This window comes from Litoribacillus peritrichatus (genome assembly GCF_039537985.1).
Classification (GTDB): Bacteria; Pseudomonadota; Gammaproteobacteria; order Pseudomonadales; family Litoribrevibacteraceae; genus Litoribacillus; species Litoribacillus peritrichatus.
In genome coordinates, this window is record NZ_BAABBN010000015.1 from 114,555 (window position 1) to 127,567 (window position 13,013).

At 47.4% G+C, this 13,013-nt stretch carries 12 protein-coding genes; 7 read left to right on the forward strand and 5 right to left on the reverse strand.

Features of this window, described 5'->3' with window-relative positions; translation table 11 throughout:
* Window positions 1-126: 126 nt before the first annotated feature.
* A complete protein-coding gene (locus ABD744_RS19875; RefSeq protein ID WP_344800339.1) occupies window positions 127-2,862 on the forward strand; it encodes a LuxR C-terminal-related transcriptional regulator in 2,736 nt (911 codons plus the stop codon).
* Window positions 2,863-2,942: 80 nt separating this feature from the next.
* Here ABD744_RS19875 and ABD744_RS19880 read toward each other — a convergent pair whose 3' ends face one another.
* Together ABD744_RS19880 and ABD744_RS19885 are read right to left on the reverse strand one after the other, a co-directional pair.
* The gene (locus ABD744_RS19880) at window positions 2,943-3,770 is read right to left on the reverse strand and encodes a hypothetical protein (RefSeq protein WP_344800340.1); all 828 of its coding nucleotides are present in this window, start codon (window positions 3,768-3,770) and stop codon (window positions 2,943-2,945) included.
* Between the two features lie 147 nt (window positions 3,771-3,917).
* On the reverse strand, window positions 3,918-4,865 hold the full coding sequence (locus tag ABD744_RS19885) for a glucosaminidase domain-containing protein (protein ID WP_344800341.1): 948 nt from the start codon (window positions 4,863-4,865) through the stop codon (window positions 3,918-3,920).
* An 81-nt stretch (window positions 4,866-4,946) separates the two neighbouring features.
* On the opposite strand from ABD744_RS19885, the gene ABD744_RS19890 reads away from it, so the two are divergent.
* The 3 genes from ABD744_RS19890 to ABD744_RS19900 are packed head-to-tail and all read left to right on the forward strand — an operon-like array spanning window position 4,947 to window position 6,962.
* Window positions 4,947-6,053 carry a DUF3080 family protein gene (locus ABD744_RS19890; RefSeq protein ID WP_344800343.1) on the forward strand — a complete coding sequence of 369 codons (1,107 nt, stop codon included), beginning with the start codon at window positions 4,947-4,949 and terminating at the stop codon, window positions 6,051-6,053.
* Between the two features lie 42 nt (window positions 6,054-6,095).
* Complete coding sequence (locus ABD744_RS19895; protein WP_344800344.1) at window positions 6,096-6,464, forward strand: hypothetical protein; 369 nt, start codon at window positions 6,096-6,098, stop codon at window positions 6,462-6,464.
* Window positions 6,465-6,491: 27 nt separating this feature from the next.
* Entirely contained in the window at window positions 6,492-6,962 is a 471-nt protein-coding gene (locus ABD744_RS19900; protein ID WP_344800345.1) for a hypothetical protein, read from the forward strand.
* Window positions 6,963-7,032: 70 nt separating this feature from the next.
* Here the strand turns inward: ABD744_RS19900 and ABD744_RS19905 are convergent, their stop codons facing one another.
* A complete protein-coding gene (locus ABD744_RS19905) occupies window positions 7,033-8,037 on the reverse strand; it encodes an AraC family transcriptional regulator (RefSeq protein WP_344800346.1) in 1,005 nt (334 codons plus the stop codon).
* 140 nt (window positions 8,038-8,177) lie between these two features.
* On the opposite strand from ABD744_RS19905, the gene ABD744_RS19910 reads away from it, so the two are divergent.
* Together ABD744_RS19910 and ABD744_RS19915 are read left to right on the forward strand one after the other, a co-directional pair.
* Window positions 8,178-8,654 (forward strand): Mpo1 family 2-hydroxy fatty acid dioxygenase, encoded by a 477-nt coding sequence (locus tag ABD744_RS19910; protein ID WP_344800347.1) that lies wholly within the window; start codon window positions 8,178-8,180, stop codon window positions 8,652-8,654.
* Window positions 8,654-9,661 carry a 2-dehydropantoate 2-reductase gene (locus ABD744_RS19915; RefSeq protein WP_344800348.1) on the forward strand — a complete coding sequence of 336 codons (1,008 nt, stop codon included), beginning with the start codon at window positions 8,654-8,656 and terminating at the stop codon, window positions 9,659-9,661. The genes ABD744_RS19910 and ABD744_RS19915 overlap by 1 nt, the downstream gene beginning before the upstream one ends.
* Before the next feature lie 90 nt (window positions 9,662-9,751).
* Here ABD744_RS19915 and bioA read toward each other — a convergent pair whose 3' ends face one another.
* Window positions 9,752-11,047 carry an adenosylmethionine--8-amino-7-oxononanoate transaminase gene (gene bioA, locus ABD744_RS19920; protein ID WP_344800349.1) on the reverse strand — a complete coding sequence of 432 codons (1,296 nt, stop codon included), beginning with the start codon at window positions 11,045-11,047 and terminating at the stop codon, window positions 9,752-9,754.
* A 171-nt stretch (window positions 11,048-11,218) separates the two neighbouring features.
* On the opposite strand from bioA, the gene ABD744_RS19925 reads away from it, so the two are divergent.
* Window positions 11,219-12,427, forward strand: a complete 1,209-nt coding sequence (locus ABD744_RS19925) for a saccharopine dehydrogenase family protein (protein ID WP_344800350.1) — start codon at window positions 11,219-11,221, stop codon at window positions 12,425-12,427.
* On the opposite strand, the gene ABD744_RS19930 is transcribed toward ABD744_RS19925, so the two are convergent.
* Window positions 12,424-12,972: a nicotinate-nicotinamide nucleotide adenylyltransferase gene (locus ABD744_RS19930; protein ID WP_344800351.1), complete on the reverse strand. Its 549-nt coding sequence runs from the start codon at window positions 12,970-12,972 to the stop codon at window positions 12,424-12,426. The two genes, ABD744_RS19925 and ABD744_RS19930, sit on opposite strands and share 4 nt — an antisense overlap.
* Between the last annotated feature and the right edge of the window lie 41 nt (window positions 12,973-13,013).

Here is a 13,013-nt window from a genome sequence, read left to right on the forward strand (position 1 = left end):
AAAAGATTTAACATTTAAATGGATGATAGCTTTGAATAATGCCATCACTCTTTAGTATGATGCCTTCACGATTAGAATAATCATTCTAAAATGAATGGTTGTAGTTAGCTATGGAACGAGGCATTCATGGGTCATCATCAGCAGTCTTCTAAACTATTAAAGAAGTTACAGGCATCCAGGCGGCTGATACCTGCACAGGGTGGCATACAAGTACGGCCAAAAGTGGAAATTTCCATCGAAAAAGGCTTGGCGATGTCCAGGTTGTTGTTTGCTCATGCGCCCAAAGGTTATGGCAAAACGCTATCAACCGGTGCTTATGCCCGCAAGTTTATAAAGCAGGGTGGCGCGGCAGAATGGGTAGAGTTGTCGGGGGAAGCGATTCCGGTAGAGGCGTTTCTTTGCTACTTGGTGGATGCCGTCAGTAAATTGTTGGAATTACCTGACGCAAGTATTGAACGCATTCAAACGGAAATGTCGTCCGGCTGGCGTGATGCGCTCGAAGTTTTCTTATTGGGGATGAGTTATTCGCCGACGTATGGAGGCTCTGCCTCGTCTTCGGCAAAAGTTCAGTCGGGGGCGAATGTCAGTGATAAGTTGCTCATCATCAATGGTTGGAATTCGATTAATGGTGGTGTCGATCAAAGATATATTCTTGAAACCCTGATTCGTTTCACTCCGGCCAATTTAAAAATTATCATTATTTCTTCTCAGCAGGATGCGGAATTATTAAACAGCCCTGTAATGATCAATATTCAGCCTCAATTACTTCATTATATTGATTTTTCCATGGGTTACAGTGATGTGGTCACACGTTTACAGCAGCTCTCGATTCCGGACGCAGAAGAAAGAGCGCGTCACATCATGGTGAAAACGTTTGGCTGGCCCTTGGCGGTGGAGGTCATGGCCAAAGACGCTTCAGTTAATTGTTACACTGAAGAGCCTGATGAATCTGTGTTGTTATCACGTTTAAGTACCTTTTTGGCTGAGCAATTCTCTCATCCGGTCTTATCTCAAGTACCCCATTTATTAGCGATTCTTGCGTTGGTGGAACGAATTTCAGGTGCGTTTTGTAAAGATGTGTTTGGGGAGGTTGGCCAGCAATGTTTTCAGGTGTTAAAAGAGCGCTTGATTCTGCAACAGCCGCCTGAAGACGAAACCTCCGGGTATTATTTATTTAACCCGGTGTTTCGTAGCTGGCTCGTGGAAACCCATCTGAAAGCTTCTTCACCTCAAGAGCTTGAGCCTTGGCTGGTGGAGTCATCGGAGTGGTTTGTTGATCATAAGGCGTTTTCCGAAGCCATTCATTTGTGCACGTACTTGGGGAAACCGGATGTCATCTTGTCGGTCGCAGAGCGGTCGTGTGATTATTTGATGCAACAGCACGGCTTTCATCAACTGAAACGGTTAGAAAGCTTGCTTTCCCAATCGGTGGTGAATTCCAGCCCTAAGCTGAGAATGGCGATGGCCTGGGCTTGGGCTTACGCTATGGACTTTGAAACATCATTGAAGTGGTTGGACACCATTTCTCAGGAAGAGTCCGATCAAGCCGAACTGACGCCTTTAATTGTATTAATTCGCGCTTGGTGTTCCCGCTATCAGGGTCGGTATGACATTGCCTTAGAATTACTGGAACGTTATAAAACGTTGGGCTCGAATCTCGAATTGACCGAAGCCATGTATCTCACATTATCGGCACGTATTGCGCTTGTTCAGGGGAATGTGTCGGACGGTGAGCAGCTGGTAAATTCTTCCTTGCGCAAAGCGCGTAACTGGTCGGATAGCCGTCTTGAGTCTGCTGCGCTCATTGATTTATGCCGAGTACACCAACTGCGTGGCGACTGGCATGCCGCACTGGCATCTTTGGATAAGGGCATAGGTTTATTACATCAGCAAACTTTAGGCACTCAAACGCCGTTTTATGGCCGAATGATGATGTTGAAAGCCTTTATCTTGTGGATTCAGGGCGACTGGATTAACGCAGAAAATATTTGCGACCGGGGTATTAAAGCGGCGTTGCACAATGAAGATCCGTTGATTGTCTTAGGCTTCTCCGTTAAAGCCATGCTTTATCGGAGCCGAAAAGCGTTCAGAAAAGCCCATCGCAGTATTTTTGAATTAGAACGATTGATGCATTGTTGGAATGTGCCTGACAACTTTTATCAGTCACTGATTTCGCTGGTGAAAGCGTTTCTTAAACTGGATGAAGGCCAGGTGAGCATTGCCCAGTCTTTGTATTCGGAGTTGATGAATCGCCAGAATTGGCACCCGGCCTTGTTGGAGTGGCTGCCGCACGTTACTTATTACCTGGATATTCTGGGCATTCGCCTGCAGTGTCATCATGGTCAGTGGCCTGAAGCTCTGGATGCCTGTGATCACCTTCAGAAGGCACTTTCGGAGGCATCCAGGCCTGTGATGCTGGTGCCTGTGATGGTGTTGCAGTCCACCTGCTATGAAGCTTTGGGCGAGAAAAAAGAAGAAGTCAAACTATTGAGGCGTGCGCTGACGGAATCCATGAACTGCAATTACATTGCGCCATTTATGGAGTTGGGCGGCCAGGTAGCGCCTATGTTGGCAAAGCTTAATGAGCGAGGTGAACTCGGAGAGTTTATATATCGGCTACAGCATCTGGAAGGGTTGAGAGAGCACCTGAACATTGGCAATGATGTGTGTGTGCCCTTGAGTGACCGAGAGCATGGCGTGTTGGAACTGATTGCTGAAGGCCACTCTAATCAGGCGGTGGCGGATAAGTTATTTATTTCCCTGAATACGGTGAAAACTCATGCCCGGAAGATCAATACGAAGCTGGGCGTAAAAAATCGAACTCAGGCGATTGCCAAGGCCAGGGAGCTGGGCATTTTATAGATATAAACAGAATAAAAATGTTCAGGTGTTGATAACGATGAAAAGGCTGATCAAACACTGTTTGATCAGCCTTTTTGTGATTAATTGACCGATGCGCTATCGGTATTTTTTTGAGCTTCCAGTACTTTCTGGTGCTGAGATATTAATTCCAGCAGGTTGGGGTGCAGTTTGGTCATGGCCTCAACCACTTGGTGGGATTCATGATCGTCTTTGAGGTTCTCTACTTGTAAGGCAATGCTTTGTTGTTTTGCCAGAGGAAGATGAACAAACAGTTCCGGTGTGATATGAGCCAACTCCCAGCCGTAGACTTCCAGATCTTCCCGGTCAAAATAGCCCGTTAATGCAAGGTATTTAAAGGCGCTTGATAGTAAAGAGGCCGCGCCGCGTTTGTGTTCTTCCAGTTCGCCTAACCGTTGCGGTTGCTTGGTTTCTTCCTGTGGCAAAGACAACCAGTACTCCACCGATAAAGTGAAGAAAATCGCCTGCTGGCGGAGTGAATAACTCATAATCCCCAGGGCTTCAGAACCGTAGACTTGTTTTTTTGCCTTGAAGTCAAAGTACGTTCTCATCATTTCTTTTAAGGCAATAGACACCCGCACGGCTTCTTCTCTGCGCATTTCAACCGGTTCTTTGATGTCTAACTGAAAGCGGAAGTTATCTTCTGAAATGAATCGGTCATAAACCGGGCCGGTAAACTCCCCCCGGCGTTTTGGCAGTAAGTCTGGCTGGGATTTTTGGATAGTGACCAGACTGTCCAGAGCCAGTTCGTAATCATCGGCACGCCAGTTTTGTTTGATGTCCGGGAATGGCTGATCCAGATATTTCAGTTGTTTTGCGTGGACAGGGGACGAAACGATGAGTCCCAATGTCATCAGGCTGATGAAAATACGAGTCAGTAGGCGGTTCATTGGTTTAAAAATCCCTAAGTATGCAGCAGTGCCAGGGGCGCTTTTAGGGCGTGAACAACTTCTTGTTTACTCACCTGCGCCTCATATTCTTGTTAGATGGACATGATGACACACAGGCGAGCTTTCAGGGAAGAGACAAGGTTCAAACTAAAGGCAATTCGATACCTTAATGTAGCCGAATTCGGGGTATTGGGTGTTTGGGTTGTCCCATTTGGAGAGCTTGTTGAAGCGGATCATACTTTGCAATTCTTCTATGTAGGCATGGCCCCTTGCTGAGTAATCTTCAAGGCCTTCAACCACCGAAAGGCCGGAAATAACGGCGTCTTGTTTGCGATATTTCTGGCGTACTTTACGTACGTGGCTGTAAGGCTTATTACGATTGATATTCAGCATGTATTGGCCGACCGCTTCTGAAGGGGTACTGAATACTTTCACTTCATAGGTTTCACCTTCCGGTCGTTGTTGTGGGACCAAGCCACAACCCGGTTGGAAGCACCATTGCCCGAACAGGTTGTTGGCGGAGGTGGCGAAACGTGATGTGCCCCATGCGGATTCGTTGGCGGCTTGTGCCATGGCCATTGAGGCAGGGATTACGTCAACGGATAACAACAGTTTAGGTAAGAAATCCGGGGCATCCAATGGCACGGTAACACGATGTATTTTGGCCAGTTTCTTTAACCAGGTATGCTGTTTTTTCGTCACAACTTCGGACAATTTTTTGACTGGCGTTTGTGCATCGGACTCAGCGAGTTGTTGTGATTGTTGGTTTTGTTGTAATTGATGGCTGTTTTGTAAATGATAGTTTTTTTGTATGGCGAGTACTGCTTCCCGGGTTTTTAAGATCTGTTCGTCGTGTTGACGCACCAGTTCAAGAATGAATCCAAAGAAGATCTTTTTCTTGGTTTTGACGTCCTGTATGCACTGAAAGTTGGGAAGCTCGGCATCGGAGTGAGACTTATACAGCGTTTTAAGGTTCGTCAACGTCACTTTTTTCAGCTCGGGTTCCGGCTTGGTTTCGGGTTCCGGTGACGGGCAGCAGCTGGCAATCAATATGGTCAACCCAAGGATGAGTGTTATACGAATCTTATGAAACAAATTTATACTCCTAAGGTAATGGCCATCGGGCTTGTAAAATACAAGCACGTGATGCGGTCAATTTGAGGAGCTGCATTATAAATGAACAAACGAGGCAGTCCAGAAAAAGGGAGGCAACTTGTGTCTGGTACTAAGGGATTATTAAAAACACTGTGTTTCACCATGATGAGTTGCGCGTTATTGGTGGTATCAGGTTGCGTTCAGGAACCGACAGAACAGGCGTCCGTGAAGGATTATATCTGGCGTTTGAGTAATGTATTGGATTACGACTATCAAATACCGCCAGTTAATGTGGCGGCTTACCCCCGGACTCGAGATTTAACCCTCAAGGTGTCAGATCATTCCATTGACTTACTGGACTTTTTGGCAATGACTGGCTGCCAATTACAAATCACCGCCGGTCAGCGGAACAGTGGCTTGGGACGGGTGATGTCAAACAGTCAGTCGTTTTTGTATCAGTGGCGGTTTATTCAGGAAAGTGGGGCGTGTTTGGCCTATCTAAAGGATGAAGACCCGACTCTGTACCAAACCTTAGCCGCAGTGGTCGAGGTCAAAAAAGCTGAGTTAAGTCGATATGCCTGGCTGGCGCTATGGGGTGGGCCGGAACTAAAGCAGTATTTTGGCGTTTCTCAACAGTGGCTTTCTCCGCAGCAACCGTTAGCCTTAACGCCGGATACTTATAATATTGTCTTAGATGTGATTGCGATGGATGCAAATGCGTTGAAGGACGTGGCACTCTATGAAACTGCGTTCGAAGAGGCTTTGTATGAATTTCAGTTGATGAATACCGGAGGGCAGTGGTTGGCGACGTTAGCAGGGCTAACCCAATACCTTCAGTTGGGAACGGCTATGCTGACCTCGGAAACTGCGCAACGGCTTTGTCCAAAAGGGAAGGTGACGCCGAAGGCAAAAATACTGAAAACCGTGTTTGATAAATTCTACATTGGCCAGGTGCAGCCGTATTTGAGCTTTGTGCACAGAAATTCAGAAACCTGGTGGCAACAACAAACGGCTATGCTGGAGGTATTTACATTTAAAGGGCCGGAAGCGTTTGAGCAATTCGTATCAAAATACTTAAACCAGGACCGGCATGATGGCCTGTGGCAAAGGTATGAACGGGCGCAAAGGTCGCACGTTGTTGCATGGCAGAGCGTTCTTAGGCAATGTGGACTCATGCCGGGCGCATGATATGGACGACCAGAATGAAGTCCAATTACATAGGAAAATAGGATGTTGGTGTTATTTTTTGCAGTTATTTTGTTGTTTGTTGCTGTTTGTATTTTAAGTTGGAGAATTAAAAACCTATCGGATCGGATCGTCACATTTGAGCAAAATCTGGTAACGCCGTTGCCTAAAAGTGTGGGGCCTTACATTAAGTTGCAGTTGGTGGACCCTCAAGGGGTAGCTCAGCGAGAGTCAAAATTGGCCAAAGCGGTGGGTGCCGTTTCGCCGGGTTATATAAACTATAAAGTGTATCAGCAAGTTGCCTATGAGCTGGAGCTGGCGCTCAACGAACGTAATATTGATGTAAACATCGAGCTTCATGGCTTACGAAGTTCGAATTCCAGTGCCAACACCGGGGCAAATGCTTCCAGCTAAAGTTTCCTGATAAAGGGTTAAATCTTGATGGAAAATTTCACGTTATTTGCCCAGCTGACGTCGTTTTTACTGGTTCTGATTGCCGGAGTGCTATTAAAACGGTCGGTGCGGATGATGGACGACGCTCAAGAGGTGTTGTCTCGGACGGAAACTCATGTCCACGAAACAATGGATGCTCTTAAAACCAAGGCGAACGTAACGCCCAAGGTGAAGCTTGATACCGTCACGGATGCCGTAGACTTGAGTGCCATGTCGATTGAGAAAATCCATAAAACCATCAGTGATACCTCGTTTGATCTCATCCGGTCGGTCAAGCCAGCACAAAAGCCTACAGAAGCGATTCATAAAGCGCATGATATCACTGCGAAAGGGGTATACCGCTCAATACGCAAAGTGAATCGTTTAGTGGGTGATCTATCAAAATCCCTTCAAAACGAAAAGCCTAAACCTACTCCTAACCCATCAGATAAAGATCCGGACGCTACCAGTTCCGACTGATGGGCTCGAAGATTCGTAACCCGGATCAGAACAACGCAAAGTAGTCAGAACGACAGTGGATGCTGTGACGTTAGCGGTTTTGACTTTTGACACGATACTCACTCAGACTCATTTTAAACCACCGTTTGCAGGCTTTATGGAGGCTGCTGACTTCTTTAAACGCCAGCTGGTGCGTTAAATCTGTCACACTCAAATTCTGGGCGATTAAACGCTCCGCCAGTGATTTTCTGACTTGATCGGCTATCTGGGTGTATGTGGTTTGTTCTAACGTTAGTTTTCTTTGAAGGGTTCGGCTGCTGGTGTTCAGCCGTTCAGCCATTTGTGTTTTGTTGATTTCCTGAAATTGGTCAACATGAATCAGCAAATGGCTGATTTTATTGGTAAGGGTATCTTTTCCAAGGGCAGACAGCTTTTGTTCAGCAAGCGCCAGGTGCATTTTAAGTAATTCATGGTCGGCCCCAATCATGGTTTTATCCAGCCAGGCCCGTTCCAGCTCTATCGTTGGCTGACTGGCCTGATATTCAATCTCGCATTGAAAAAACCGCTGGTACTCTTGGTGATGCTGCTGATGATCATGTTGCATGCTGATTTTTAATGGGGAAAAGCCATCGTCCACAGACCAGCGCATGAGAGAAACCAGTATTGCTAAGACCGCGTCCGTTTGATGAAAGCTAAAAGGCAGTTTGTCCGCTTTCGGTAAATACTGGATCTGTGCCGTTGCCCCTTGATCTATGAGCTTGAGTTCTCCGCCATCGCTGATCAGAGCCTGATATTTTAAGGTTAACGCTATGGCAGAGCGAACGTTGGGGCTGTTGGCCCACAAGTGGTGAATCAGGTTAAACCAGTTGGGTCGAAACTGCCTGCCCATGTGAAAGCCAAACAGTGGGTCATCGGTCAGATTAATGGCCGCATTCCAGACTTTCACCGTTGCGTCCAAGGGGACCCGTTCCGTGGTTAGCTCCGAAATGGTGGCTACGCCTGCTTCTTCAAATACGGCGCTTTTGGGGACTTTTTGACTTTCGGCACAGGCTAAAATGCCTTTAAGCCAGAAAGCGGCAACGGATTTATTCTGCATATTGGCTTGGTCTGACCTGTTTATTGTTATTTGGCTCGTCAGGACATGTTAATGATATTGTCAGGCCAGTGTCTAGTTATTCTGCTTTGTTTAAAGTAACGCTATAACAATTTATAAAAAATAAGATTAGGAGAGGTTACATGTTTGCGACCAAAAGCGCAGATCAGTGGTTTGAAGAGTATGGCGAGAGCCACCAAAATAAGGTGAATAAGTTGATTCACTGGGTCATGGTGCCTGCAATCTTTTTCACTGTTGTTGGGTTATTGTGGGATTTACCTCGCATGGCCTGGATGGGGGATTCGGTGTGGATGAATTGGGCGACGGTGGCCATGGTGCCGGCGATGGTATTTTATGTTCGTATGTCCGTTGCCATTATGGTCGGAATGGCCGCCTTTACAGCCGCCTGCTTTTACTTGTCTTTTTGGCTGAGCGCCAATGTCAGTTTACCCTTATGGCAATTGAGCCTGATTATTTTTGTAATCGCCTGGATATTCCAGTTTGTGGGTCACAAGATCGAAGGTAAGAAGCCTTCATTTTTCAAAGATTTGCAGTTTTTGTTGGTGGGACCAGCTTGGTTGATGGGCTTTATTTATCGCCGCCTTGGTATTAAATACTGATGGCTCCGAAGAAAATTATCCCTAAAAGTACAGGCGATTCGTCTTCAGGCAAGCATTGGGTAATTGCAGGGGCGGGCTCTATTGGTTTGTGGTTGGGGGCGCATTTGGTGGCCGCTGGTGAACGAGTAACGTTTCTGGCCCGGCCGAGAATCATTTCAAAAGTACAAACCCACGGTGTGCACCTGACCAGTTGGCAGGGCAAAGACATGCGCATTCCTGCTGAAAAGTTGGTGATGACGGCGGACGAAGCCTGTTTGGCGGAAGCCGATGTGGTACTGATCTCGGTAAAAAGTAAGGACACACTTACCATTGGGGAACAGGTTGCTCGTTACATCAAGCCGAATACCTGTGTGGTCAGTGCTCAAAACGGTATCAACAACGCTGCTGCTCTGAAGAACATTTTCATGAGCCACAACGTGGGTTCTCTGATGGTGCCATACAATGTAATGCCTATGGATGAGGGACGCTATCATTGCGGCACGGAGGGAAACCTGGTCATAGATTCCCGCTTCAGTGATTTGGCGGAAGTTATTCGCAGAGCAGATTTGACGATCAAAACCGCAGACGACATGCACGAGGTGTTATGGGGGAAGTTGCTGCTGAACCTGAATAATCCGCTCAATGCGTTGTCGGGCGTGCCCTTGGTGGAAGAACTTGCAGACCGCCGCTGGCGTAAGCAATTGGCGGATTGCATGGATGAAGTGCTGAATATTCTTGGTGAGTTGGGTATTCAGCCCAAAGTGCAATCGCCAGTGCCAGCCTCATTCATTCCGAAAATTCTGAGGTTACCCACGTTTTTATTCAAACTCGTGGCCGGAAAAATGCTTCAGATTGATCCTTTGGCGCGTTCATCCATGTGGGAAGACATTTCGTTAGGGCGACCGACTGAAATTGATTACATCAATGGCGAAGTGGTGCGATATGCCCGGAGCCTGGGCATGGAAGCGCCGATTAATGAACGGGTGATTTCAGACATTAAACGTTTGGAGCAAACGTCTGTTAAATAAATTCCAGAAGAATATATGTACAGTGATGAAAAAAGGAGGCTTTGCAGGCCTCCTTTTTATTTTCTTTGAGCTTTTACGCGCTTCTGGCGTTTATCGCTCTCTCAAAAACCAGTCTTTCATGACATCGGTAATGGCTTTTAACTGCTCAGGGGTAATGATGTACGGAGGCATTGTGTATATGTAACGTTCGAATGGACGTATCCAGACCCCGCGCTCGGCAGCGAATTCCTGAATGCCTTGGTGGAACGATGGGTCTTTCACTTCTATGCATCCGGACGCGCCCAATACTCGGGTTTCTACCACTTCTTCGTGTTTGAAATCGAGTAACTCGTCTTTCAGTTGTTGTTCGATCTGTGCAATCTTGCTTAAGAAATCATCCCGCTGAAATATTTCGATGGCTTTTAGGCCAACGGCACATGCAGTGGGGTTGCCCATAAAGGTGGGGCCATGCATGAATGCGGTGCTGGCGCTGTCGGACAAAAAGGCGCCGAAAATCTCGGAGGTGGTTAAGGTGGCGGCGTGGCCGAGATAGCCCGCAGTTAAACCTTTGGCCAGAATCATGATGTCTGGCGTCACATCGGTATGCTCGGTCGCGAACAACTTGCCTGTACGACCAAAACCGGTGGCCACTTCATCAAATATAAGCAGGATATTGTGTTGTTTACAAAGTGCTTTTAACTGATTCAGGTATTTAGGAGAGTAGTAGTTGAATCCTCCTGCCCCTTGCATTAAGGGTTCCACAATCATGGCTGCGATGTTATTTCCGTTCTCTTCAAACAGCTGGCGTGCTTTTTCAATGTCGGCTGCCACTTCGGCGTCTGAGGCATTAAAGCCGCCACTCGGAGCGTCTAAGAAGAACTGCTCCGGAGTGATGCCATGAAACATCTTGTGCATGCCTTCGGCAGGATCACACACAGACATACAGGCGGTGGTATCGCCGTGGTAAGCTCGCTGTAACGCAACCACTTTGGTCTTGTGTTGTTGACCTTGGTTGAAGAAGTATTGCAGGGCCATCTTGATGGCCACTTCCACGCCAACAGAACCACTGTCGGAAAAGAACACATGGTTCAGTCCTTCAGGGGTAATCTCAACCAGCTTATCGGCAAAGCTCTGAGTGGTTTGGTTTTTTAATCCGCCCAGCATTACGTGACTGAATTTATTAATCTGATCGGTCATTGCCTGGTTTAATTCCGGGTGGTTGTATCCATGCGTTACGCACCACCATGAGGAAATGGCATCAATCAGCTGTTTGCCGTCGGCCATTGTCAGTATCACGCCTTTGGTTTCAACCACTTCCAGGTTGATCTCTAAACTTTGCATTTGCGCATATGGATACCAAACTGAGCCGTAAGTTTCTGAATGGTTGATGGTGGTAGATTGCGTCATGAAGGTTTCCCTGTAACTGATGAACCAGTGGCTGGCGGTTGAGTTTCTATCCTCAACAACCTGCCAGAGACAAAATGTGCCTGAAAAAGTCGTGCTGCGGCAACAGATTTTTCTAAAAAGGAACTAGTATAACAAATAGACTTTACAACAGGATGGTAAGCGAGGGAATTTATGACGCCAAGGGTTTACGACATCGTTATTTTTGGCGCGACGGGTTTTACCGGCCAGTTAACTGTTCAGTATTTGTCTCAAAAGCTGGTCGATGGAACGTTCTCCTTGGCCATTGCCGGTCGTAATTTCAATAAACTGCACACGCTCAAGAATGAACTGGTTGCGATTGACCGGGGAAACGAAGTGATTGGCGTTGAGGTGGCCGATGTTGCTGATGAAGCTTCGATGATGGCGCTTGCGGCTAAAACACGGGTACTCATTACCACCGTCGGGCCATATACCGAGTTCGGAGAGGCAGCCATTAAAGCCTGCGCCGAAAAAGGCACCGACTACCTGGATTTAACCGGTGAGTTGGAGTTTGTTGAGCGTATGTACGCCAAATACGATATGGTCGCGCGTTCAACTAAGTGTCGATTAATTCATTGCTGTGGGTTCGACAGCATTCCCCATGATTTGGGCGTGTTATTTGCCGTTCAGCAATTGAGCGAAGAAGCGGGCGAGCTGGTTCGAAGTGATGTGTTTGTTGATGGTTACGTCAAAGTCGGTGGCCGGATCTCCGGCGGCACCTGGCATACCATGATTAATGCGTTTTCGAGGTTGGCCAAAAATTTGGATGTGGTAAAGTTTTGGCGCAGCCTGACTCAGGGTAAAGACGTGGATGGGCGCAGAATACGGGCGGCCAAACCTCAGTTGAAATACGATTACACGCTCCGTTCTTGGGTGGTGTCTTTACCGACCATTGATGGCCAGGTTGTGCGCAGGTCAGCAGAATTGTTTGAGCAGTATGGTCGGCGATTTACTTATGGCCACTATCTTCAAATCAGGCGACTGCCTAAGCTATTGATGACTCTGGGTGGCTTTTCGTCGGTGATCGCGCTTTCGCAGTTTAAGTGGACCCGAAACAAGTTGCTTGAATTATTACCTCAGGGCGAAGGGCCAACAGACGGGGATCGGGAAAGGGCATGGTTTAAGGTAACCATTCGAGCCAGAAGTGGCCGGCATAAGGTGGTGGCCTCCGTGCGGGGCGGCGATCCTGGTTACACCGAAACCGCCAAAATGCTGTCAGAATCAGCGTTGGCGCTGGTGTTGGATAATGCGCATTTAGAGCCTGTTTATGGTGTATTAACGCCTGCCGCCGCCATGGGCAATCGACTGATTGAACGGTTAGATCAGGCCGGAATTAAATTTACGTTATTGGAAGACTATTAGTCGTCAGCGTTGTAAAGACCGTTGTCGCAGATGAACCGGGCAACGCCGGGCGTTGTAAAATTCCATAGCTGCGCTTCCGTATTTCCTGCTTTTACCGCATCCCGCAGATTGGTGCTTCGTATTTTCACGGCTTCATTGCACTCGATTTTCCCCCAGTTTTGGTCGATTTCCTGGCTTTTGTAAAACTTTCCCCAGGTGCTCGGTGCAGCATTGTCCGGCCCTAAGATAAATTTCAGTTGATCGGTGTTCAGCTTGTTTTCCAGTTGTTGGAGGACGTCGAAGGTGTAAATGGGCTGGTAGCCTGCTGCTATCATTTGGGATTCAATGGTCGATACTTCCAGAGGGCAGGGCACATCAGGCTGGATATCAGAGATGAAGTGCTTTAACAGTTGTAACCGGAGGTCGTAAGCCAGCATTTTCTTGCCAAACGCATGACTGGCCGAGGGCACCAGAATGATTTTATCACATTGCAAAGCCGCTTGCTGAATGGCGCTTTTATGGCCCAGAGTCGGGGGATTAAAGGCAGAGCCAAACACACCAATCATACACACCTCACTTGATTCACAGAGGTGCGTACTTTACCGAG